The sequence below is a fragment of the Mesorhizobium sp. L103C105A0 genome (genome assembly GCF_000502215.1).
GTDB lineage: Bacteria > Pseudomonadota > Alphaproteobacteria > Rhizobiales > Rhizobiaceae > Mesorhizobium.
The window spans coordinates 1-23,398 of record NZ_AYXF01000022.1; the positions used below are offsets into that span (position 1 = coordinate 1).

General features: G+C 63.6%; 20 protein-coding genes, 1 pseudogene and 1 riboswitch. Of the genes and pseudogenes, 9 read left to right on the top strand and 12 right to left on the bottom strand.

From position 1 onward, the window contains the following. Positions 1-608: pseudogene (locus tag X727_RS136310) on the top strand (hypothetical protein); the annotation flags it as partial. Between the two features lie 26 nt (positions 609-634). On the opposite strand, the gene X727_RS136305 reads toward X727_RS136310, so the two are convergent. Genes X727_RS136305 through X727_RS136295 form a run of 4 tightly spaced genes read right to left on the bottom strand, consistent with a single transcriptional unit; the run spans position 635 to position 3,712 of the window. Next, positions 635-934, bottom strand: coding sequence for a CcdB family protein (locus X727_RS136305; RefSeq protein WP_023737342.1), 300 nt, complete (start codon positions 932-934; stop codon positions 635-637). Next, positions 934-1,176, bottom strand: a complete 243-nt coding sequence (locus tag X727_RS0134930; protein WP_023709715.1) for a type II toxin-antitoxin system CcdA family antitoxin — start codon at positions 1,174-1,176, stop codon at positions 934-936. The genes X727_RS136305 and X727_RS0134930 overlap by 1 nt, the downstream gene beginning before the upstream one ends. A gap of 54 nt (positions 1,177-1,230) precedes the next feature. Next, positions 1,231-3,051 (bottom strand): ABC-F family ATP-binding cassette domain-containing protein, encoded by a 1,821-nt coding sequence (locus X727_RS136300; protein WP_023737344.1) that lies wholly within the window; start codon positions 3,049-3,051, stop codon positions 1,231-1,233. Between the two features lies 1 nt (position 3,052). Continuing rightward, complete coding sequence (locus X727_RS136295; protein ID WP_023690494.1) at positions 3,053-3,712, bottom strand: thiamine diphosphokinase; 660 nt, start codon at positions 3,710-3,712, stop codon at positions 3,053-3,055. A gap of 162 nt (positions 3,713-3,874) precedes the next feature. Next, a riboswitch (TPP riboswitch) is annotated at positions 3,875-3,989 on the top strand. 43 nt (positions 3,990-4,032) lie between these two features. Between X727_RS136295 and thiB the strand changes: the two genes are divergently transcribed. The 4 genes from thiB to X727_RS136275 all read left to right on the top strand — a co-directional run bounded on the left by thiB (position 4,033) and on the right by X727_RS136275 (position 9,358). Then, entirely contained in the window at positions 4,033-5,040 is a 1,008-nt protein-coding gene (gene thiB, locus X727_RS136290) for a thiamine ABC transporter substrate binding subunit (protein WP_023737345.1), read from the top strand. A 220-nt stretch (positions 5,041-5,260) separates the two neighbouring features. Continuing rightward, positions 5,261-6,859, top strand: coding sequence for a thiamine/thiamine pyrophosphate ABC transporter permease (gene thiP / locus X727_RS136285; protein ID WP_023737346.1), 1,599 nt, complete (start codon positions 5,261-5,263; stop codon positions 6,857-6,859). Beyond that, positions 6,856-7,620, top strand: a complete 765-nt coding sequence (thiQ, locus tag X727_RS136280) for a thiamine ABC transporter ATP-binding protein (RefSeq protein ID WP_023835385.1) — start codon at positions 6,856-6,858, stop codon at positions 7,618-7,620. Before thiP ends, thiQ begins: the two co-directional genes overlap by 4 nt. Positions 7,621-7,951: 331 nt before the next feature. Further along, positions 7,952-9,358, top strand: a complete 1,407-nt coding sequence (locus X727_RS136275; protein ID WP_245260366.1) for a M48 family metalloprotease — start codon at positions 7,952-7,954, stop codon at positions 9,356-9,358. Between the two features lie 96 nt (positions 9,359-9,454). Here the strand turns inward: X727_RS136275 and X727_RS136270 are convergent, their stop codons facing one another. Next, positions 9,455-10,312, bottom strand: coding sequence for an RNA polymerase factor sigma-32 (locus tag X727_RS136270; protein WP_023693606.1), 858 nt, complete (start codon positions 10,310-10,312; stop codon positions 9,455-9,457). Between the two features lie 397 nt (positions 10,313-10,709). On the opposite strand from X727_RS136270, the gene X727_RS136265 reads away from it, so the two are divergent. The 3 genes from X727_RS136265 (at position 10,710) to X727_RS136255 (ending at position 13,065) form a co-directional block, all read left to right on the top strand. After that, complete coding sequence (locus X727_RS136265) at positions 10,710-11,483, top strand: amino acid ABC transporter substrate-binding protein (protein ID WP_023712815.1); 774 nt, start codon at positions 10,710-10,712, stop codon at positions 11,481-11,483. A gap of 137 nt (positions 11,484-11,620) precedes the next feature. Beyond that, positions 11,621-12,301 (top strand): ABC transporter permease subunit, encoded by a 681-nt coding sequence (locus X727_RS136260; RefSeq protein ID WP_023693608.1) that lies wholly within the window; start codon positions 11,621-11,623, stop codon positions 12,299-12,301. Beyond that, positions 12,298-13,065: an amino acid ABC transporter ATP-binding protein gene (locus tag X727_RS136255; protein WP_023673665.1), complete on the top strand. Its 768-nt coding sequence runs from the start codon at positions 12,298-12,300 to the stop codon at positions 13,063-13,065. Before X727_RS136260 ends, X727_RS136255 begins: the two co-directional genes overlap by 4 nt. 196 nt (positions 13,066-13,261) lie before the next feature. On the opposite strand, the gene X727_RS136250 is transcribed toward X727_RS136255, so the two are convergent. The 5 genes from X727_RS136250 to X727_RS136230 form a co-directional block, all read right to left on the bottom strand. Continuing rightward, positions 13,262-13,843 carry a CarD family transcriptional regulator gene (locus X727_RS136250; RefSeq protein WP_023673664.1) on the bottom strand — a complete coding sequence of 194 codons (582 nt, stop codon included), beginning with the start codon at positions 13,841-13,843 and terminating at the stop codon, positions 13,262-13,264. A gap of 426 nt (positions 13,844-14,269) precedes the next feature. Continuing rightward, positions 14,270-14,608 (bottom strand): ferredoxin FdxA, encoded by a 339-nt coding sequence (gene fdxA, locus X727_RS136245; RefSeq protein ID WP_013529180.1) that lies wholly within the window; start codon positions 14,606-14,608, stop codon positions 14,270-14,272. A gap of 253 nt (positions 14,609-14,861) precedes the next feature. Beyond that, positions 14,862-15,248, bottom strand: coding sequence for an RNA-binding S4 domain-containing protein (locus tag X727_RS136240; RefSeq protein ID WP_023699303.1), 387 nt, complete (start codon positions 15,246-15,248; stop codon positions 14,862-14,864). A gap of 4,221 nt (positions 15,249-19,469) precedes the next feature. After that, positions 19,470-20,195 carry an acetoacetyl-CoA reductase gene (phbB, locus tag X727_RS136235; RefSeq protein ID WP_023698448.1) on the bottom strand — a complete coding sequence of 242 codons (726 nt, stop codon included), beginning with the start codon at positions 20,193-20,195 and terminating at the stop codon, positions 19,470-19,472. Between the two features lie 129 nt (positions 20,196-20,324). Then, positions 20,325-21,509: an acetyl-CoA C-acetyltransferase gene (locus X727_RS136230; RefSeq protein WP_023835388.1), complete on the bottom strand. Its 1,185-nt coding sequence runs from the start codon at positions 21,507-21,509 to the stop codon at positions 20,325-20,327. A gap of 302 nt (positions 21,510-21,811) precedes the next feature. Here X727_RS136230 and phaR point away from each other — a divergent pair, with 302 nt between their 5' ends. Then, complete coding sequence (gene phaR / locus X727_RS136225; protein ID WP_023685813.1) at positions 21,812-22,426, top strand: polyhydroxyalkanoate synthesis repressor PhaR; 615 nt, start codon at positions 21,812-21,814, stop codon at positions 22,424-22,426. A gap of 45 nt (positions 22,427-22,471) precedes the next feature. On the opposite strand, the gene X727_RS136220 is transcribed toward phaR, so the two are convergent. Both X727_RS136220 and X727_RS136215 read right to left on the bottom strand, forming a co-directional pair. Further along, on the bottom strand, positions 22,472-22,927 hold the full coding sequence (locus X727_RS136220; protein WP_031204823.1) for a GNAT family N-acetyltransferase: 456 nt from the start codon (positions 22,925-22,927) through the stop codon (positions 22,472-22,474). A gap of 50 nt (positions 22,928-22,977) precedes the next feature. Continuing rightward, a complete protein-coding gene (locus X727_RS136215) occupies positions 22,978-23,397 on the bottom strand; it encodes a rhodanese-like domain-containing protein (protein WP_023702797.1) in 420 nt (139 codons plus the stop codon). Between the last annotated feature and the right edge of the window lies 1 nt (position 23,398).

A 23,398-nucleotide genomic window follows, 5' to 3' on the forward strand; every position in this document is an offset into this window, starting at 1 on the left:
CGGCCGGCACGCCGCCCGCTGCGCCGGCGGCCGCCGCTCCCGCGCCGACCGTTGCGGTCGGCCAGAAGGCGATCTTCTACGAGGAACGCACCTCGACCGCGCAAGGTTCGGCCGAACCCGGCAGCATCGTCTGGTCGCTGGTGCAGGAATCGCCCGGCGGCGACCTGCCGCCCGAGCCGGCGATCCGCGCCGAGGCGACCATTCCCGGCAAGGACATCCAACTGCGCATGACCATCCGCCGCAATACCGACCAGACGCTGCCGGCCAGCCACATCATCGAGATGATCTTCCTGACGCCCGAGGGCTTTGACGGCGGTGGCGTCGACAACATCCTGCGCGTCGCCATGAAGAGTTCGGAACAGGATGCCGGCAGCCCGCTGATCGGCATTCCGGCCAAGATCGCCGACGGCTTCTTCCTGGTGGCGCTCAACGACACCAAGGCCGACGAGGACGCCAATATGACCTTGCTTCGAGGCCAGGACTGGATCGACGTGCCGGTGGTCTACAAGACCGGACGCCGGGCGCTGCTGACCATGGAAAAGGGCATTCCGGGCGAGAAGGTGTTCGACGAGGCGCTGAAGGCCTGGCAGGCCAAGACGGCAGGTTGACGGGCGGCAGTAGCGGCTGCCTTCGCTCAGAAGCCCTGGAACAGCATGTCGAGGGCGGCGACGATGTCGTCGTGTTGTCTAGAAAGGTTTCCCTCTGGCATCCGCAATTCGGACGCGCTGAAGGCCGACACAAACTGTGTGACCATCACAAGATCTTTGCCGTTTATAGCGAAGGTCGGGTTCAGGCGGCGGCCAGGAAGCGGGGCAATCTCGGGCGGCATCAAAGGAACGACCACCGTCGTGCTCAGCCCTTCAAGCATATCTGACTGCACGTCGAGAAGATAACCGTCGCTCTCGGTACTCCGATAGAAATCGTAACGCGCCATCAGAACGGCCGGTGTTTAGCCAATGGCAGTCCGTTCTTTCGGACATATTCGTTGGAGCTTTCGATGGCTTCCCTGTTTTCTTCTTGCCATCGACGCGTTTTCTCCGCCGCAATCGCTTTCGCGATCCCTGCTTCGGCAGCGCGGGAGATGTTGATGCCCAACGCTTTGGCGTCCTTGATCAACTGAGAGTCAATGGACGTGTTGACAGAGGCCCGCTGAGTTTTTGGCGTCGATTGAAGCACGGAGATGCCTCCTTTCATGCGCACAATATACGCGCATAAAAACCGCAGGCAATGCTACCCCTCCATCTCCTCACGCAGCATTTCCAGCTCCAGCCACTCTTCCTCGAGTGCGGCCAGCGTGGCGCGTTCCTTGTCGAGGGCGGCGATGGTCTTTTGGAACGAGGCCGGGTCGCGCTCGTAATAGGCGGGATCGGCAATGTTGTTTTCCAACCGCGAGATCGAGGCCATTATCGCCTCGATCTTCTTGGGCAAGGATTCCAGAGCGAATTTCTGCTTGAACGACAGTTTCTTAGACGGCCCTTTTGGCGCTGCCGGCTCGCTCTTGCCCGGCGCCGGCGCATCGCTGGCTTCGGCCTTGGCGCGCGCCTTGCGGTCGTCGAGCCGGGTGCCGCCGCGCTGCGCCAGCATGTCGGAATAGCCACCGGCATATTCGATCCAGCGGCCGCCTCCGTCCGGGGCGATGATGCTGGTGACGGTGCGGTCGAGGAAGTCGCGGTCGTGGCTGACCAGGATGACCGTGCCGGCAAAGCCGGCGACAAGTTCCTGCAACAGTTCCAGCGTCTCCATGTCGAGATCGTTGGTCGGCTCGTCGAGCACCAGAAGGTTGGCCGGCCGCGCCAGAACACGCGCCAGGAGCAGCCGCGCCCGTTCGCCGCCGGACAGCTCGCGCACCGGGGTGCGCGCCTGTTCCGGCTTGAACAGGAAATCCTTCATGTAGGACACGACATGGCGCTGCTCGCCATTGACGACGAGGTTTTCGCCGCGCCCGTCCGTGAGATACTGCGCCAGGGTCTCGGCCGGATCGACCGCCTCGCGCTTCTGGTCGAGCGTGGCGATTTCCAGATTGGTGCCGAGCCGCACCGAGCCGGCATCGGGCTTCATCTCGCCGGTGAGCATCTTCAACAGCGTCGTCTTGCCGGCGCCGTTCGGCCCGACAAGGCCGACGCGATCGCCGCGCTGGATGCGGGTCGAGAAGCCCTTGACCACGGTCAGGTCGCCAAAACTCTTCTCGATGTTCTTGGCCTCGATCACCAGCTTGCCGGATTCGGCGGCGTCGCTGGCCACCATGGTCGCCGAGCCCTCGGCGCCGCGATGGCCGCGAAAACGCTGGCGCATGGTCTGCAGTTCGCCCAGGCGGCGCATGTTGCGTTTGCGGCGAGCCGTCACGCCATAGCGCAGCCAATGCTCCTCGCGCACGATCTGGCGGCCGAGCTTGTGCTGTTCGCGCTCTTCCTCTTCCAGCACAAGGTCGCGCCATTCCTCGAAATGGCCAAAGCCCTTGTCGAGGCGGCGGGTCTGGCCACGGTCGAGCCAGACAGTGGCGCGCGAGACGCGTTCGAGGAAGCGACGGTCGTGCGAGATGACGATCAGCGCCGAAGACGTCCGGACAAGCTCTTCTTCCAGCCATTCGATGACCGACAAATCGAGATGGTTCGTCGGCTCATCAAGCAGCAGAATATCGGGTTCGGGCGCCATGACGCGGGCAAGTGCTGCGCGGCGCGCCTCGCCGCCGGAGAGATCGTTGGGGTTCTCCGTGCCGGCGAGGCCGAGATGCTCCATCAGATATGTGGCGCGGTAGGGATCGTCGGCAGGCCCAAGCCCGGCCTCGACATAGGCGCGCACATTGGCAAAGCCGTCCATGTCGGGCATTTGCGGGAGATAGCGCACCGTTGCCGAAGGCTGGCGGAAGACCTCGCCGTCTTGCGGCTCGATCAGACCAGCAGCAATCTTCAGGAGCGTCGACTTGCCGGAGCCGTTGCGGCCGACGAGCGCGATCTTGTCACCGGCGGACGCCGTCAGTTCGGCGCCATCGAGCAGCGGCGTGCCGCCAAAGGTCAGTCTTATGCCGTCGAGGTTGAGAAGGGGCGGGGCCATGTCAGCTTTCAGGCAAGGGGTAGGGGTGGGCGAGCAGCAGCGCGCGGCCATGGCCGAGCGCGATTTCGAGGCCGCCCCCGGTCGTGTTGGACTTGACCTCGTTCGAGATGGTCAGCGACGAGCCGAACACGACCTCGACATGGTCGAGCGGCCACTTCGCGCCGGACACGGTGAGGCCCGAAAGATCGGAAAAGCCGAGCACCGAAAACAGCGTTCCGTCGGCATAGTCGAAGCCGGCCTTGCCAGGCAGCAGAGGGGCGCCTTCCTGCGCTCCGCTGGTCAACAGCAATTTTGTGCCGGCCTCGGCCAGCCGCAGGCTGAGCGCCAGATGGAGGAAGGCGTGGTCGGCGCGCTTGCCGCCGAAAGCGCCGGCCAGCACCAGGCTGGTGGCGCCGCGTTCCAATGCCGCCGCGATCGCCAGTTCGCCATCGGTCTTGTCCTTTTCGGGAGGAAACACCTCCCGCGGCACGGCGGCGAGATCGGCAGGCAGGTCCGCCGGCACGGAATCGAAATCGCCGACCCACAACTCCGGCATCACGCCGAGCAGGCGGGCATGATCGATGCCGGCGTCGGCGGCGATGACGCGCGTGCCCGCGACCTGGCGGTCGAGCCGCGGCGTGCGGACGAGATCGCCGCCAAGCAGGATGGTGAATGTGCTCATATCCGCTGGCCCTTACCAGCCCCGCCGACGAAACGGAAGGCCGAGCGGCACCGTCACTCTTTGTTGGAGCATGATCTTTTTCCGGAAACGGATTCCACTTTCCGGGATCACGCTCGGGCAAACTTCCACTTGCGTGGCACCTTGGCCGGGCCTATGTGTCGAAACGCTCTAACGGGGTGCCGGACGCGATCTTCGCGGACCGGCTGAGAGGCAGTCTCGCCAACCCGCTGAACCTGATCCGGTTTGTACCGGCGGAGGGATTAGACGCTTCGGACAGCCCGACGCCTCAATTCCTTTCAACACGAATGAAGGAGGCGCCGATGCGCATTTTTTTGTCCCGTCTTGTCCCAGCGCTTGGGCTTGCTGTTTCGCTACTGGCAAGCCCTGCGTGCGCGCAGGAAAAACTCACGATCTATACCTATGAGAGTTTCACTGCCGACTGGGGTCCAGGCCCCCAGGTGAAGAAGGAATTCGAGGCCGAGTGTGGCTGCAGCGTCGACTTCGTGTCGGTGGCCGACGGCGTCGCGCTGCTCAATCGCGTCAAGCTCGAAGGTGCGTCGACCAAAGCCGATATCGTGCTTGGCCTCGACACCAACCTCACCGCGGAAGCCAAGGCTTCCGGCCTGTTTGTCCCACATGGCGCGGTGGCTGAAAACAACGTGCCGGGCGGCTGGAGCGACGACACTTTCGTGCCCTACGATTATGGCTATTTCGCCGTCGTCTACGACACCGAGAAGCTGAAGAACCCACCGAAGAGCCTGAAGGAATTGGTCGAGGGCGATGCCGCCGACAAGATCGTCATCCAGGATCCGAGGACGTCGACGCCGGGCCTTGGCCTGCTGCTGTGGGTTAAGTCGGTCTATGGCGACAAGGCGCCGGAAGCCTGGGCGAAACTCAAGGGCAAAGTGCTGACGGTGACGCCGGGCTGGAGCGAGGCCTACGGCCTGTTCACCAAGGGCGAGGCGCCGATGGTGCTTTCCTATACGACGTCGCCGGCCTACCACATGGTGGCGGAGAACACCGGGCGCTACCAGGCGGCCTCGTTCGAGGAAGGCGAGTATCTGCAGATCGAGGTCGCCGGCATCACCACCACGGGCGCGAAGAATCCGCTGGCGGCGAAGTTCCTGGCCTTCATGACCGGGCCGAAATTCCAGGATGTCATTCCGGAGACCAACTGGATGTTCCCGGCCGGGAAAACCGACAAGCCGCTCAATCCGGCTTTTGATAGGCTGGTCAAGCCGGCGAAGACCTTGCTGTTCAGCCCGGAAGAGGTCGCGGCAAATCGCAAGGCCTGGGTGGATGAATGGCTGGCGGTGATGAGCAAGTAGATTTGGCTGTATAGTCAAAAGATGAGTGCTCTACGGCGCCCCCCTCTGTCCTGCCGGACATCTCCCCCACGAGGGGGGAGATTGGCCTTTACGTTGACTTTCGCCAATCTCCGAAGCTGCAGGAATGAGCGGAGCGCTAAAACCGCCAATCTCCCCCCTCGTGGGGGAGATGTCCGGCAGGACAGAGGGGGGCGCGAAGGAACGCGACGCCCGGTAAAGAGTGCAACGCTCTGACCCCCGCATCACGGCCGGCATTGTCGCGCTTGCGGCAATCGCGCTGCTGATCGGTGGCGCCTTCGCCGGCCTTATCCGCGAAGGCGCGCACGACCTTTCCGGCGCCGCGTCCGCCTTTGACCTCTATCTCCTGCGCGTTGTCCGCTTCACGCTCTGGCAGGCTGCGCTCTCGACTCTGCTTTCCGCCGTACCGGCGCTCTTCGTCGCCCGGGCGCTGTCGCGGCATCCGCGCTTCTTCGGACGCGGCTTCATCCTGCAGCTATTCACTGTTCCCCTTGCCTTGCCGGCAATTGTCGGAGCGCTGGGAATACTGGCGCTCTATGGCCGCGCCGGTTATTTCGCCGCGATCGGTGGCCAGAGCTGGCCCGACATCTATGGGCTGTCGGGCATCCTCGTCGCCCACGTCTTCTTCAACCTGCCGCTGGCCACCCGGCTGTTCCTCGAAGCGCTGGGAACGGTGCCGGCCGATCAATGGCGGCTGGCGAGCCAGCTCGGCATGGGGGCGAGGCCAGCCTTCCGGCTGATCGAGTGGCCGGTGCTGCGCGCCGCGCTGCCGGGCGTCGCCGGGCTTGTCTTCATGCTTTGCATCACCTCCTTCACCATCGTCCTGATCCTCGGCGGCGGGCCGGCGGCGACGACGCTGGAAGTCGCCATCTATCAGGCGCTGCGTTTCGACTTCGATCCGGCGCGAGCGGTGACGCTGACGGTGCTACAGATCGCGCTGACTTTCGCCGTCATGCTGGCGCTGACGCGGCTCGGCGCCAATGTGACCGGCGACGCCAATTTGCCTGTCGCGCCGCGCCGCTATCACTTGGCCGGCAAAGCAGAAACAGCGTTCAACGCCGTCCTGATCGTGCTCGCCTTGCTGTTCGTCGCCGGACCAATGGCGGCCACCGTCGCGTCCGGCCTCGGCGCCGATCTCGGCCGGCTGGCGGGCGAGAGTGCCGTGCGTCAGGCGACCCTGACCAGCGCCGGTCTCGCCCTCTCGGCGGCGCTACTTTCGGTGGCGCTGTCGCTATCGCTGATCATGGCTCGGCGGGCACTGTCGCTGCGCCGCCGGTCCAGTGCCCGTTCATTGCTCGAACATGCCACCGACACCGGCGCCGGCTTCGTCCTCGTCGTGCCGCCCATTGTCATCGGCGCCGGCTGGTTTCTCCTGCTGCGCACGGTCAGCGATGTCTTTGCCATCGCGCCGGTCATGGTCGTCATCGTCAATGCGGTGATGGCGATGCCCTTTGCCATCCGCGCGATGCGCCCGGCCTATGATGCGGCGAGCGAGCGCCACGAAAAGCTGTGCGCGCAGCTCGGCATTGCGGGCTGGAACCGGCTGCTTCTGGTCGACTGGCCATCGCTCCGGCGGCCGCTGGCCACCGGCTTTGCCTTCGCCATGGCACTGTCGCTCGGCGATCTCGGCGTCATCGCGCTGTTCGGCAGCGATTCGGTACAGACCTTGCCCTATCTCCTGCTGGCGCGCATGGGCAGCTATCGCACGGCCGATGCTGCCGGGCTGGCTTTGCTGCTCGGGGCGGTCTGCCTTGCATTGGTGGTCGCGGCAGACTGGCTGGGACGGGGAGAGAGATCGTGACGTCCGCTGTGGAGAAAGGCACGACTGTCCGGCTGGACAAGGTCTCGTTCAGCTATGGCGAAACGTCATTCCTGTTCGATGTCGAATTCCATACATCTAAGATCACCGCCATCATGGGGGCAAGTGGTTCGGGCAAATCGACCTTGCTCAATCTGGTGGCTGGTTTCGAGACGCCGGAGTCCGGTCGTGTGCTGATCGGCGGCGCCGATGTCGGCGCCGAGCCGCCTTCGGCGCGGCCGGTGTCGATGGTATTCCAGGAAAACAATCTGTTTGCTCATCTCTCGGTGGAGAAGAATGTCGGGCTCGGCCGCTCGCCATCGCTCAACCTGACCGACGCCGATCGCGCCGCAATCGCCGAGGCGCTTGACCGCGTCGGCCTGGCCGGCAAGGAGATGCGCCTGCCGCGCGAACTCTCCGGCGGCGAAAGGCAGCGCGTAGCGCTCGCCCGCGTTCTGGTGCGCGACCGGCCAGTGCTGCTGCTCGACGAGCCGTTCGCTTCGCTCGGGCCAGCACTGCGCGACGACATGCTCGACCTGGTGGCCGGCGTTCATGCCGAGCGGGCGATGACGGTGCTGTTCGTCACGCATCAGCCGGAAGACGCTCGCCGTATCGGCGAGCAGATGGTTTTTCTGGACAATGGCAGGGTTGCCGCGACGGGACCTGCCGCCGATTTTTTCGACGGCACTGGCCCTGAAGCGTTTCGGCGCTATATCGGCGCAAGTTCGGGCGGATCACGCGATATTGCCCGGAAGCGGACATAATTTACGACCAAACCGGCTACAGGTGATGTGGCGCTTGCTTGCCATGGTCCAGTCGATGTGGCTAGGTCCGCTTAGTACTGGTCCGGCACGAGCCGTGATTTGCCCCCTACAGCGCCGCATCCGGCCGGATGCGTAAACGCTGTAGGTTTTTTGATGTGTGCAGGATTGCCAACGAAAACCGATTTTTCGCTGGCGCGGACCCCGGTCCAAATCATGCGCCGAGAGCTGAAGGAACGCCGTGCTGCCGACCGGCACTGACACTTTGAAACGCAGACCGCTGGTGCGCTTCCTCGCGCTGGCCGGCCTTGCCGTGGCGCTGGCCAGCTGCCAGATGTTCACGCCTCCCGAAGTGCAGGAATCTGGCTTCCAGCCTTCCGACAAGCCGATCACGGTCGACAATGTCGCCGCCAACAGCAAGCTTGCCGAACTGGCGAAGGCACAGCATCCGCGCATCCTTGCCACCTATGGCGGCGAATATTCCGATCCCAAGCTCGAGCGCATGGTGGCCAAGGTTGTCGGCAGCCTGACCGTGGTGTCGGCCAATCCGACCCAGACCTATCGCATCACCATCCTCAATTCGCCAAACGTCAACGCTTTCGCGCTGCCGGGCGGCTATCTCTACGTCACCCGCGGCCTGCTGGCGCTGGCCAATGATTCGGCCGAACTCGCCGCCGTCATCGCGCATGAGATGGGCCACGTCACCGCCAATCACGGTCTGCAGCGACAGCAGCTCGAGGCCGAGGAAGGCCTGGCGACCAAGGTGGTCTCCGATGTGCTGGGCGACAGTCCGACCGCCAAGCAGGCATTGATCCGCGGCAAGCTGAGGCTGGCGCAGTTCTCGCGCAACCAGGAGCTGGAGGCAGACGCGATCGGCATCAAATCGATCGGCGAGGCGGGTTACGATCCCTATGCCGCCGGGCGTTTCCTGCAGTCGATGTCGGCCTATACCGATTTCCGCTCGATCAGCGGCGCCACCGACGCCAGCCTCGACTTCCTGGCTACGCACCCCAACACGCCGCAGCGAATTGATCTGGCGCAGCGCCACGCCCGCCAGTTCGGCGCGCCGGGCATCGGCACCCGCGACCGCGATTCCTTCCTGGCCGGGATAGACGGCCTGCTCTATGGCGACACGCCGGAAGAGGGCTATGTGCGCGGCCAGACCTTCCTGCATCCGGGCCTCGGCGTTTCGTTCACGGTGCCCGACGGCTTCATCATCGACAATTCGGCGGCGGCGGTGACGGCGACCGGTCCCGGCGACATGGCGATCCGCTTCGACGGTGTGTCGATCGACAAGGATCGTGCGCTGACCGACTACATCAGAAGCGGCTGGGTGGCCGGTCTCGACGAGACCAGTGTGCGCCAGGAGACGATCGACGGCAACGAGGCGGCGACAGCGCACGCCGGCGCCGATGGCTGGCAGTTCGACATTGCGGTGATCCGCGCCGGCGGCCAAGTCTACCGGCTTTTGACAGCGGCCCCCTCGGCCAGCACGACACTCGATCCGGTGGCACGCTCGGTCAGCGGTTCGTTCCGCGTGCTCAGCCCCGCCGAGAAAGCGGCACTGAAGCCGCTGCATATCCGCGTCGTCACGGTACAGGCCGGGCAGACGATGGGCACACTTTCGGCGCAGATGGTCGGCGTCGACCGCAAGCTCGATCTGTTCCGCGTGCTCAACGCGATGTCGCCGGGCGCCTCGGTTTCGGCCGGCGACAAGGTCAAGATCGTCACGGACAGATAGCGCCGGTCTTCGTCAGAAACCCCAGCCTTCGTAGTGCTTTTTTCTGAGATAACTTTTCTGAGATAACTCGGGGCGGTACCCCTGTTCCTGGCAATCTCACGCTGCCATGAATTCGGGGTTCTGCTTGACCAGCGCGAGCTTGAGCTTTTCCATGGCGCGGGCCTCGATCTGGCGGACACGCTCTTTGGAAATGCCGAGCGTCTCGCCGAGCGCCTCAAGCGTCGCACCTTCGTCGGTCAGCCGACGCTCCTCGATGATCCTGAGTTCGCGGGCATTGAGCGCGCGGAGCGCCGTCTTCAGCCACATCAGGCGCCGTTCGACGTCGATGGTGTCGCCGGCGACCTCGTCAGGCAATGGATCGTCCGAAATCAGGAAGTCCATCCGCTCGGTGGTACCGGCCTCATCGGCGAGGGGTGCGTTGAGCGAAGAGTCAGGTGCTGAAAGCCTGGAATCCATCTTCTCGACATCGGCCTCGGAGACGCCGAGGGCTACCGAGACTTCGCGGTAGAGCGTGGCGTTAGAGATCGGCTCGGCGCCGTTGGCAAGACGGGCGCGCAGGCGCCGCAGGTTGAAGAACAGCGCCTTTTGCGCCGAAGAGGTGCCGCCGCGAACGATCGACCAGTTGCGCAGGATGTAGTCCTGCATCGAAGCGCGGATCCACCATGTCGCATAGGTCGAGAAGCGCACCTCGCGCTCCGGCTCGAAACGCGCGGCTGCTTCCAGCAGCCCGACATGGCCCTCCTGGACCAGATCGCCGAGCGGCAGGCCGTAATGTCGGAATTTCGAAGCCATGGAGATGACCAGCCGCATATGGGCGACGGTAATCTGATGCAGCGCCTGCTGATCCTGGTCTTCCTTCCAGCGCAAGGCGAGAACATGTTCCTCATCGCGCTCGAGGTAAGGGGCTTTCATTGCCGTGCGGACCATGGTCCGTCCTGCCGTGTCTTCGATCATGCCGCGCTCCTGCTCCCGGACATTTTCGGACGGCCTGGCGGCCGTTATCTCTGTTTGACGCAATTCCGAGGGAAACCGCTTTCCCACTTTCCTGGAATTGCTTCGGGCCTAGCGCAGCCAAGGGTTCTTGAAATGGAAACGCGGCGCCCTACAACAAGCCATGAACGTGCCACACCGGGGATTGGTTCCGCCGCCGATGGCGGTTGTTTTGTGCGGTCCGACAGGGCGCATCGACACCGCAGATCGGGACTATTGGCACCGATCCGAGCTGCTTTGAGAATCTGATTTCTGGATCGTCGTTTTTTTGAAATCTGGTTCCTTATTTTGCTGCGCTGTATCTGTCAGTTTCCGGCTCTCACAAGCGCCGGACACCGGCCAAGGACGGGATCACACAGAAATGAAATGGCTCAAGTCGCTCATCGTCGCCGGAACGCTTCAGGTTCTGGCTGTTACATCAGGCCATGCCGGCGCCAATCTTGACCAGATCAAGCAGGCCGGCACCCTCAAAGTCGGCACCGAAGGCACCTATGCGCCCTTCACCTATCATGATGCTTCCGGCGCGCTGGTCGGCTTCGACGTCGAGATCGCCAAGGCGATCGGCGACAAGCTCGGCGTCAAGGTCGAGTTCCTCGAAGGCAAATGGGACGGGCTGATCGCCGGCCTCGACGCCAACCGCTACGACGCCGTGATCAACGAGGTCGGCATCACCGACGCGCGCAAGGCCAAGTACGATTTCTCCGATCCTTACATCGCCTCCAAGGCCGTGCTGATCGTGCGCGGCGACAACACCGACATCAAGACCTTCGCCGACCTCAAGGGCAAGAAGTCGGCACAGTCGTTGACATCGAATTTCGGCAAGCTCGCCGAGACCAACGGCGCCGAACTCGTCGGCACCGACGGCTTCGACCAGTCGATCCAGCTGCTGCTCACCGGCCGCGCCGACGCCACCATCAATGACAGCCTGTCTTTCCTCGACTTCAAGAAGCACAAGCCGGACGCCAATGTGAAGATCGCCGCGCAGGAAGAGAACGCCGACTATTCCGGCGTCATCGTGCGCAAGGGTGATCCGGAGCTGGTCGCGGCGATCAACAAGGCGCTGGCCGACATCAAGGCCGACGGCACCTACAAGAGGATCGCCGATACTTATTTCGGCCAGGATGTCTCGCAGTAAAGACCATCTCCCGGCGGTTTGCCGGCAATGACCAATAGCGGCGGGCCGTCTTTGACGGCTCGCCGTTTTTCGCATGATATGAGAAGCACACAATCGCACTGCCGACACCGCGGCGGTCTGTGAGGGAGGACCCGTTCGTGCCGCACTGGCTACACCTGATGCTGGACTCGTTGCCGACACTGCTGTGGGCGGCGTTGATCTTCACCGTACCGCTGACATTGCTGTCGTTCGCACTCGGCCTGTTCGTCGGCCTGGTTGTCGCCCTGGTGCGGCTGTTCGGCCCCAAGCCTCTGGTTGCCGTGGTCCGCTTCTATGTCTGGATCTTTCGCGGCACGCCGCTTCTGGTGCAGCTGTTCCTGATCTTTTACGGCCTGCCTTCGGTCGGCATATTGCTGGACGCTTTTCCGGCGGCGCTGATTGGCTTCACCCTCAACATAGGCGCCTACAGTTCGGAAATTATCCGCGCCGTGATCGGCTCGGTGCCGAAGGGCCAGTGGGAGGCGGCCTATTCGATCGGCATGACCTGGAGCCAGGCGATGCGGCGCACCATCCTGCCGCAAGCCGGCCGCGTCGCCGTGCCGCCGCTGTCCAACACCTTCATCTCGCTGGTCAAGGACACGTCGCTCGCCGCCGCCATCACCGTGCCGGAGATGTTCCAGGCGGCGCAGCGCATCGTCGCCACCACCTATGAACCGCTGATCCTCTATGTCGAGGCGGCGATCCTTTATCTGGCGATGAGCTCGGTGCTTTCGGCCTTGCAGACGCGGCTGGAGGAGCGGCTCAACCGCTATGGCGGCTTCCTGGAGGCGCGCTCATGATCGGCCTCACCGACATCGAAAAGCGCTTCGGCGACAATCTGGTGCTGAAGGGCGTGACGGTCACCATTGCCGAAGGCAGCGTCACCGCGCTTGTCGGCCCCTCCGGCGGCGGCAAGAGCACACTGCTGCGCTGCATCAACCTGTTGGAGATCCCGACCTCGGGCATGGTGCGCATCGGCGACGAGACACTGGAATTCCGTCCCGGCATCAAGATCCCCAGCCGCGACATCCAGCGCCTGCGGCTGCAGACCGGCATGGTGTTCCAGAACTTCCAGCTGTTCCCGCATCGCACCGCGATCGAGAACGTCATGGAAGGCCTGGTGACGGTGCTCAAATGGCCGACGGCAAAGGCGCGCGAGCGGGCACTGGCGCTGCTCGAGAAGGTCGGCATGGCGCACAAGGCGGACGATTGGCCGGCAACGCTGTCGGGCGGCCAGCAGCAGCGTGTGGCCATCGCCCGCGCCCTGGCGCCGTCGCCCAAGGTTCTGCTTTGCGACGAGCCGACCTCGGCGCTCGATCCGGAACTGGCGCAGGAAGTGGTCGACGTGCTCGGAAAACTCGCCAGCGAAGGCACCACCATGGTGATGGCCACGCACGACCTTCGCCTTGCCTCCAAGATCGCGCAGGAGGTGGTGTTCCTCGATGCTGGTGTCGTCGTCGAGAAGGGGCCGTCCACCGTGGTGTTCAGCAATCCGGAGCGGGAACGGACCAAGCGTTTTATTGCGACGCTGAAGCAGGAGGCGGAGAAGGAAGCCGGCGGCTGAGCCTTCTACGTTCCCCTTGTGGGGAGGTCGGACGGAAGGTCCGGGTGCGGTCTGGTGTCGTCCCCATCCTCGCTGCTTCGCAGCGACCCTGCCTGGGCGAGCCACGGGTCTCGCCCGTCCTTGGAACCCCACAAGGGGGTAAAAACAAAAACCCGGCACAAGGCCGGGTTTTTCATGATTTCGACGGTGAAAGCGATCAGGCAGCTTCTTCCTGCTCGGCTTCCTCATTGTCGGCCTTGGCGCCGCGCTTCGGGCCCTTGTTGAGGTTGACCTCGATCAGGCGCACGGCTTCGGTTTCCGACATGCGGTTGACTGCCGCGATCTCGCGCGCCATGCGGTCGAGTGCCGCCTCATAGAGCTGACGCTCGGAATAGGACTGTTCCGGCTGGTTGTCGGCACGGTAGAGGTCGCGCACGACTTCCGAGATCGAGATCAGGTCGCCCGAATTGATCTTGGCATCATATTCCTGCGCACGGCGCGACCACATGGTGCGCTTGACGCGGGCGCGGCCCTGCACGACCTTCAGCGCGCGCTCGACATAATCCTCTTCCGACAGCTTGCGCATGCCGATGGAGGTCGCCTTGGCGACCGGAACCTTCAGGCGCATCTTGTCCTTCTGGAAGTCGATGACGAACAGTTCCAGCTTGTGGCCCGCAACTTCCTGCTCGTCGATCGAGACGATCTGGCCGACGCCGTGTGCCGGATAGACGATGTACTCGCCGGTCTTGAAACCGTGGCGTGCCGAGGTGGACTTCTTCTGCGGGGTGATCGTTGCCATTACGCCCTGAACTCCTTGTTGTGGCACCGGCGGCCTGCCGGTCCGAACGCATGCGACCGGGGACACCGATCGTTAGCCGCACAACAGATGAACCCATCGGAAAAAGCCGGGACCGGCAAACCGCATACATAGCGACTGCCTGGCCCAGATCGCTCTGGTCCGATTGGGGATTTCACCTTTCAGTGATTTGGGGCGCTTGCGCCATAAATCGACGTTGTGTCACCGGCATGTTTCAACTGGTGTAGCACAAAAAGTCGGAAGAATCAAGGTTTTGCTGCAAACGCGAAGGTCGAGCGCCATCGCCGCCTGTCAAGGCAGTTAATGTATGATGCGCGTTACGCAGCGTTATGACGATCCAATAGGCCACACTTTTTTGCTTTGCGCATCACCCTTTCCGAAATCGATTCCGATTCCAGGGTCATGCGCTCAATCGCCTTCGCCGGGCTCGGCGGAGAAATATTTCTCGAACTTGCCGGCCTCGCCGTCGAAGCTCTTGGCATCTGCCGGAGGCTCCTTCTTGGCGGTGATGTTGGGCCATTTCTCGGCGTATTCGGTGTTGACCTGCAGCCATTTGTCGAGGCCCGGCTCGGTGTCGGGCTTGATTGCATCGGCCGGGCATTCCGGTTCGCAGACGCCGCAGTCGATGCACTCGTCGGGATGTATGACAAGCATGTTCTCGCCCTCGTAAAAGCAGTCGACCGGACAGACCTCGATGCAGTCCATGTACTTGCATTTGATGCAGTTGTCGGTCACGACATAGGTCATTGGTCGGCTCCGGGACGTCCCGTTCTTGCTAGAGCGACGTGCGTCCACTTGGACGCACAAAGTACGCTCTAACACTTTGAATCTGCGCATCGTGCCTTCCGAAAAATCGATTTCCGATTTTCGCGCCGATGCGGCGGCTTTTTTGGTGAGGTAACGCCTTTGCCTGCCGCTTGCAAGGGCAGCCATTGCAGGCGGGGCCCGCGTGTCCGGAATGAAATTCCAGACCGCCGGCATGGCGCAGACGGCCAAGGCTTCAGTCTTCGCCGAACAGCCGGTCGGTTTGCCTGCGCTCTTTCTTGGTCGGCCGGCCGCTGCCGGCGTCGCGCAGCGCCGGAATGGCATCGGCAACAGCCTCGCCTTTTGGGACCGGCGGCGGGGACATGTCCTCGTAGAGCGTGCGCGCTTCCTCGGCCGGACCGCGCCGCACGCCGGTGCCAAGCACCTTCCAAATGAAAATACGGCGCTCGTGCGTAATGGTCAAAACGTCGCCAGGCTTGACCAGATCGGAGGCCTGCGCTGCTTTGTCGCTGTTGATGCGGACGCGTCCCGCGACAACCAGCTTGGCCGCCAGCGAGCGCGATTTTATCGCGCGCGAAAAGAACAGCCACTTGTCGATGCGCTGACGACCTTCAGCAACCATCGCAGCGAGTTATTTCTTGTTGGAGCATGATCTTGTCCGAAAACCGGTTCCACTTTTCGGGATCATGCTCAGAGCTTACTTCTTCAGCTGGTCGCGCAAGGCGGCGAGCTTGGCGAAGGGCGAGTCCGGATCGAAGCGCACCGGCCGTTCTTCGCGTGGCTTGGCCTGGAAGGCCGGCTTGGCGCCTTGCGGTCCGCCTTTGCCTTCCGGCCTGCCGCCTTTCCAGTCAGGCCGGCCCTCGCGCGGACGCTCGCCTTGCGGCTTGCCGTCGCGGCGCTGTTCGCCCTCGGCCTGCGGCTTGGGCTTGAACTTCGAACGGTCGAAACGTGGCTTGGCGGCACCGTCGCGCTGGTCGCGCCGGCCCTGATAGGCCGGCCGCTCGCCCGTTGCCGGCTGTCCGCCGGCAGCGTCGGCCGGCGCATCGGCGCGGGCAGCCTGGCCGTTACGCGGGCGATTGTCCCGGCCTTGACGATGGCGCGGGCGCTGCTCGAAACGACCCTGCCGCCACAGCAAGATGGGCTTTGGCGCTTCGGCCTCGGGGACAGGCTCAGCGCTTCCACCCTCCCCCTCGTGGGGAGGGTCGGCGCGCAGCGCCGGGGTGGGGGCAGCGCCGGCGTCGGCGGTTGCGCCTGCATCGGCTACGCGGTCTGCACTATCGGTTTCGTCAGCGCTGTCACCCCCACCCGCGTCGCTTCGCGCCGCGACCTCCCCCATCGAGGGGGAGGTAAAAGCGTCGGCGCTTTCGGTGACAGTGTCGTCAGCCTCTGCAACGGCCGGAGCGTGTTCTTGCGCTGCAGGCTCTGCAGTTGTTTCGTCGATGGCTGGGACCTCGGCGGTAGCTTCAACGGCCGCAGTTGGCTCCGAACCCTCGGGAGGCGCGCCCGGCTGAGCGTCCGCAGCAACAGCCTCCGCTGCGGCTTCGGCGACGGGCTGCTCAGCCGCAGGCTCAGCGGCGGCAACCGCATCCGGCTCCGATCCAACGGCCGGCGCTTCAGCGACGGCTTCACTTGCAGCGGCTTCCGCCGCCTTGGCCTGTTCAGCTTTTGCAGCCGCGTCCGCAGCCAGCTTGGCGGCAGCCGCTTCCCGCGCCGCGTTGTCCTGTGCTTCCAGCCGCGCCTTGACCTCTGCCGGCGGCTTCGGCTCGGCGCGATAGCCGAGACCTTTCAGGATCTCTTCCATGTCGTCGGCGGTGGCGCCGAGGATGGACATCATCGGCGGCGTCACCATGAAGGACTGGCCGTCATAGGCGCCGTCCGGGCGCTGTCCCAGACCGGGCTTCCAGTTGGTCGCAGGCCGGATCAGGTCGGCCAGCCGTTCCAGAATGTCGATGCGCACGGCGCGGCGGCCGAGATTACGGTAGCCGGCGAGCTTGTAGAAGCTCTTGTCGAAAGCCGGATCGATGACCACCGAGGTGCGGCCGGAGGCCAGCGCGTGCACGACGTCGCCAAAGCCGGGCTTGTCCTTGCCGTCGTTCTTCAGCGCCCACAAAAGCGTGATCAGTCCGGCGGGCGCCGGCTTGATCAGCGCCGGCACGAAGACGTGGTAGGCGCCGAAGCGCACACCGAGCCGGCGCAAGGCGGCGCGGCCCTCCTGGTCGAGCGACTTCATTTCCTCGGCGATGTCGCGGCGGTTGATGAGGCCGAAATGCTCGACGAGTTGGAAGGCGATGCCACGGCCGATGCCGGCGATCTGCTCGGCATTCTTCAAGTCGACCAGCGGCTTCAGCAAGGATTCGATCTGGAAATTGACGAAGCGCTCGGCGCGCGCGGCGACCTTGTCGCGGGCGGGACCGGTCAACTGCTCGTCGGCCAAAAGCACCAGGCGCGGCTTCAGCGCGTCCTCGCCGGCAACCAGCGTGCCGATCGGCGCGCCGATCCAGCGCAGCGTGCCGTCGGAGCCGAGCGCAAGGTCGCCATTGGCGCAGGCGCCGAAGCGTTCGGCACGTGCCTCGAACTCGGCGGCCAGCGCTTTTTGCGCTGCCGTACGCACGGCCTTGGCGTCTTCGCCGCCGGCGCTCTGATCGGCGGTGAAGCGGAACCCTTGCAACTCGCCGACATGATGGCCTTCGACAAGGACGGTTCCGGTAGGACTGATTTCGGCTTCAGGCATTGTATTTTCTCTAAGGCGCCGCATGAGGACGGAAGTCCTGCGGTCTACAAACCGTTTCGTCAACCGCTCATGCAGCGCATCCGACAATCTGTCTTCGATTTCGCGCGTCTTTTCCCGCCAGTGTGCCTGATCGGCCAGCCAGCCCGGCCGGTTGGACACGAATGTCCAGGTGCGGATCTGCGCAATGCGGTGCGACAGCGTGTCGATGTCCCCCTCGGTCGTATCGGCGCGGCGCACCTGCTCGGCCATGTAGTTCTCGTCGACATGGCCGTGTTTGGCGAGGTCGGTGTAGATAGAAGCGATCAGGTCGGAGTGCTGGGCCGGCGCGATCTTGCGGTAGTCCGGCAACGCGCAGGCTTCCCACAGCAGCGCGACGCGCTTGGCATTGGTAGCCAGCGCGCGGATGTCCTCGTCGCGGGAGAGATGTTCGAGCGCCTGGGCATCGACCGCCGGCAGCGCCCGCGTCAGGCCTTCGACCGGCGCGTTGGTTTCGATCGAGCGCTTCAGCGCGTCGAGGCTGGCGAAGTCGAAATGCGCGGTGCGCCATTGCAGCACCTTCACCGGATCGAACTCGTGCCCCTCGATGCGCTTGACCAGTTCCTCGTCCAGCGGATCGACCTGGCCGGTGACGCCGAAGGTGCCGTCGCGCAGATGCCGGCCGGCGCGGCCGGCGATCTGGCCGAGCTCGGCCGCCGTCAGGTTGCGGTACTGGTAGCCGTCGAATTTGCGGTTCTGGGCGAAGGCGACATGATCGAGATCAAGGTTGAGCCCCATGCCGATGGCGTCGGTGGCGACGAGATAGTCGACGTCGCCTGCCTGGAACATTGCCACCTGGGCGTTGCGGGTGCGGGGCGACAGCGCGCCGAGCACGACCGCCGCTCCTCCTTGCTGGCGGCGGATCAGCTCAGCGATGGCATAGACCTCGTCGGCGGAGAAAGCGACGATCGCCGTACGCCGCGGCAGGCGGGTCAATTTCTTCGAGCCGGCATAGGCCAGGTGCGACAGGCGAGGGCGCGTCACCACCGAGACGCCTCTCAGCAGCTTTTGCAGGATGCCATGCATGGTGGCCGCGCCGAGCAAGATCGGAAGAGCGTCGTGTAGGGANGATGGCGACGAAGGCAACGTCGGTCTCGCGCGGCATGGCTTCGACGGTGCAGACCGAATATTTCGCGCCGGGCGGCTGGATTTTTTCCTCGCCGGTGATGAGCGCCACCTTGTGGGCGCCGACCTTTTCGCAGACGCGGGCATAGACCTCGCGCGCCAGAAGGCGGAGCGGCAGGCCGATAATGCCGCTCTCATGCGCCACCATGCGCTCGATGGCGAGATGGGTCTTGCCGGTGTTGGTCGGACCCAGCACGGCAGTCACGTCGCGGCCCGACAGGATCAGCGGCTCGGTGTGTTTCGGCTGGATGTTCATCGGCCTGGAGATGAGGCTTTCTGCATCGTGTTGTCGGGAGCGCGCCTCGCATGGCGCGTATGACAGGCGACACATAGGGATTTCAGGCGCGAAGCGAAAGCGGAATGTTCCGGCCGGCAGTCCCACGGTTCGTCGTTGAGGTCTCAATTAACAGTTGGAACGAGTCTGGAACGAATCGGCGACGAATCAGTGACTCCGGCAGATTCAGCTTTTGTTCACGGCTACATGTGGATTTTGCGAGCCTGAGTCTCACCATATGCTGAATCGCGGAAACTGGCCCGATTCCTGCAAGGCGACCATTGGCGTTAACCTTTGCCGGCGGGGCATCGTCGTGATCCGATACGCCTCGGCTAACATTGTGAAATTGTTGAATTTTCTTAATCGGCCTTAACCAGTTTCCGGTGGTTCCCGGCCTTGGTCGTTAACGTTCCGCTCAAAGCCGGAACGAATCGGTGACGAATCAGCGATCGCGGTATTTTCCTGGTTTGTTCACCCCAACATCTTGTGTTATCCACAGCTTGTCCACCGAGAATTCACAGCTTGCGAACCGGGTTTTGCACAGGGCGCCTAAAAATCGTTAATCTTTGCGTGCCGGAACGGGTCAATGTCTCGCGCGCGGCCCGGGGAACATCGCCGCCCGGCGATGAAAAACGGGCCATAAGGCGGCCCGTCCTACCGGGCGAAATTGCTGTCGTTCAGGCGAAGTACTGGCCGCCATTGGCGGTGATGGTCGAGCCGGTGATGAAACCGGCGTCCTCAGAGGCGAGGAAGACGACGCAACGCGCGATCTCTTCCGGTTCGCCGAGGCGGCCGACCGGGATCTGCGGAATGATGCGTTCATTCAGCACCTTCTCGTCGATCGCCTTGACCATCTCGGTGGCGATGTAGCCGGGGCAGATGACATTGACTGTGATGCCCGCGCGCGCGCCCTCCTGCGCCAGCGCCTTCGAGAAGCCGATGTCGCCGGCCTTTGCGGCGGAATAGTTGACCTGGCCGGCCTGGCCTTTCTGGCCGTTGATGGAGGAAATGGTGATGACGCGGCCGAATTTGCGGTCGCGCATGCCGCCCCACAGCGGATGCGTCATGTTGAAGACGCCAGACAGATTGGTGTCGATGACTTCCTTCCACTGCTCGCGCGTCAGCTTGTGGAACATGGCGTCGCGGGTAATGCCGGCATTGTTGACCAGCACCGAGACCGGGCCGAGATCGGCCTCGACCTGTTTGATTCCGGCGGCACAGGCGTCGTAGTCGGCGACCGACCATTTGTAGGCCTTGATGCCGGTTTGTGCGCTGAACTTCCCCGCTGCCTCGTCATTGCCGGCATAGTTGGCTGCAACGGTGTAACCGGCATTCTTCAGGCCGATCGATATGGCGGCGCCGATGCCGCGCGATCCACCGGTGACGAGCGCTACTTTGGTCATTGAAAGTTCTTCCTCCCTTTGGTCGGAAGAAGGGAATAGGGAATAGGGAGTAGCGAGTAGGGATCGATATCCCGCCGCGCTGCTCCTTCTTCCCCATTCACTACTCCCTATTCACTACTCACTTCTTGTTCACAGCGCTTCCACGCACAGAGCGACGCCCATGCCGCCGCCGATGCACAGCGTGGCAAGGCCCTTCTTGGCGCCGCGGCGGCGCATCTCGAAAACCAGCGTGTTGAAGACGCGGGCGCCCGACGCGCCGATCGGATGGCCGATGGCGATGGCGCCGCCATTGACGTTGACGATCGACGTATCCCAGCCCATGCCCTTGCTGACGGCGCAGGCCTGCGCGGCGAAGGCTTCATTGGCCTCGACAAGGTCGAGGTCCTTGACCGACCAGCCGGCCTTCTCGAGCGCCCGCTTCGACGCGGGTATAGGTCCGGTGCCCATGATTGCCGGATCGACGCCGGCCGTCGCCCAGGATGCGATGCGCACCAGCGGGGTGATGCCGCGCCTTGTGGCTTCAGCCTCGCTCATCAGCAGCGCGCCGGCGGCGCCGTCATTGATGCCCGACGCGTTGGCGGCGGTCACGGTGCCGTCCTTGTCGAAAGCCGGCTTCAGCTTGGACATGGCGTCGATGGTGGCGCCGTGGCGGATGTACTCGTCCTGGTCGACGACAGTGTCGCCCTTCCTGCCCTTGATCGTGAAGGCGACGATCTCGTCCTTGAACTTGCCGGCCTTCTGCGCGGCCTCGGCCTTGTTTTGCGAGGCGAGCGCAAACTGGTCCTGGTCGTCGCGGGTGATCTGGAACTGGCGGGCGACGTTCTCGGCGGTGTTGCCCATGTGGTAGCCGTTGAAGGCGTCCCACAACCCGTCCTTGATCATGGTGTCGATCATCTTGTAGTCGCCCATCTTGACGCCGGCGCGCAGGTGCTCGGCGTGCGGCGACAGCGACATCGATTCCTGGCCGCCGGCGATGATCACAGTGGCGTCGCCGGCGGCGATCTGCTGCATGCCGAGCGCGATGGCGCGCAGGCCAGAGCCGCAAACCTGGTTGAGCCCCCAGGCGGTGGTCTCCTTGGGCAGGCCGGCATTGATCGACGCCTGGCGGGCGGGGTTCTGGCCCTGCGCGGCGGTCAGCACCTGGCCGAGAATGACCTCGTCGACTTCGCCCGGCTCGACGCCGGCGCGCGCCAAAAGCTCCCTGATGACGACGGCGCCAAGTTCATGCGCCGGGGTGGCGGCGAAGGCGCCGTTGAAGGAGCCGACAGCCGTGCGTGCGGCGCTGGCAACGACGATTGAATTGGAAGCGGACATTTTTCTCTCCAGACTTCGAGGTGTCGTGTTCTTGGGGGCTTGTTGGGACTTTTCTTGCCCGTTCCACACCCCAAGTCAAACCGGAAATGGGCATGCCGGCCAAGCGCCGCAAGCAGGGCGTGAGCGGCCGGCGCGATCGCCCAACCTTTGCTGCGCAGCATAATTGGCCGGCCATGCAGCAATAAATGATGCCGCACTGCACAAAGCGCTTGGAATTATAGAGCTTTTGCGCATATCCTTAAAAATGGCGCAATCGTTACCGGCGGCTTACTCAGGCGCGCCGGTGTCCCGGGAGGATGCTGATGGCCGCGAAAGACGACCCTATCATTATCAAGAAATATGCCAATCGCCGGCTCTACAATACCGGCACCAGCACCTATGTGACGCTCGAGGATCTGGCCGAGATGGTCAAGAAGGGCGAGGAGTTCACCGTCCAGGACGCCAAGACCGGTGACGACATTACCCATCCGGTGCTGACGCAGATCATCTTCGAACTGGAGAACAAGGATGGGCAGAACATGCTGCCGATCCCGTTCCTGCGCCAGTTGATCGCTTTCTATGGCGACCAGATGCAGCAGATCGTGCCGAGCTTCCTCGAACAGTCGATGATGGCCTTCTCCAAGGAACAGGAGCGGTTCCGCGAGCAGATGAAGGGCGCGATCGGCAAGTCGCCGCTGGATGTGATGAAGATCGCCACGCCGATCAAGGCGCTGGAAGAGCAGACACGCCGCAACATGGAAATGTTCCAGAACGCGATGCGCCTGTTCACGCCCTTCCCGACCGCCGCCACAAATGCTGCGGCCGCGGCTGCACCCGAGCCGGCCCGCAAGGATGTCCCGGAAAAGAGCGGCGACGACCTTCAGGAACTGAAGCAACAGATCGCCGCCATGCAGCGCAAGCTCGATACGATGTCGTAAGCGACCGCCGCATGGTCGACCGCCCTCAGTTGGTCGAGGCGGCCGTCACGGGTCGATTTCCAGCTGCCACGGTTCCCAGATATCGTCGGGCTGGCCGTCGAGCGAGCGGTAGAAGGCTTTGGCCGGCGAGTTGGATTTCAGCACCGTCCATTTGATGGCGGAGGCGCCAATGCTCAAAGCGTGTTGGCGAAGCTGTTCAACAAGCGCATGGCCGACCCCCATGCCGCGCGTCGCTTCAGTGACGTAGAGTTCCTTCAGCCAGACAACCGGCTTCAGGTCGTAGGTCCAGGGGATGAGGTAGTGGACGGCGATGCCGACGATCACGCCCTCTCGCTCCGCCACCAACACGCCGAACCGGGGCGATGGCCCCAGCCCGTGCTCGATGAGGTTCGCTTCGGTGACGCGAAGCTTGTCGTCATAACCCTCGAAGACAGCTAGCGCCCGCATGAGGGCGAGCACCGCACCGACATCCTGGCGCTCGAATGGACGAATTCTAACCATCGCCTTCTGCATGCTTGCTCAGTCTTCAAGGCCGACCATATCGCGTGGCCTCACGCGTGCAAGACACCGGGCTCCTTGCCTGAAGCGAAAGGAAGGTCCTCGTCCTGCCAACCGGTTATGCCGCCGATCATGATCTTCACGGGACGACCGAGGCTGGCCAGCTTGAAGGCCGCCTGATCCGCGCCATTGCAATGCGGTCCCGCGCAATAGACGACGAACAGCGTCCTTTCGGGCCATTGCACCATCCGCCCGGCCGATATTTCGCGGTGGGGCAGATGCAGCGCGCCCGGCACATGGCGGCGTCCATAGGCTTCCGGCGAACCGACCACATGCAGGAGAACAAAGTCCGGCTCTCCGGCACGCAGTGCGGCGGCGACGTCGGAACAGTCGGTCTCGACGGAAAGCCGGCGCAGAAAATGGTCGCGGGCGATATCCGGCGATGCCGCCGGAATGTCTGTCACGTGGCTCATC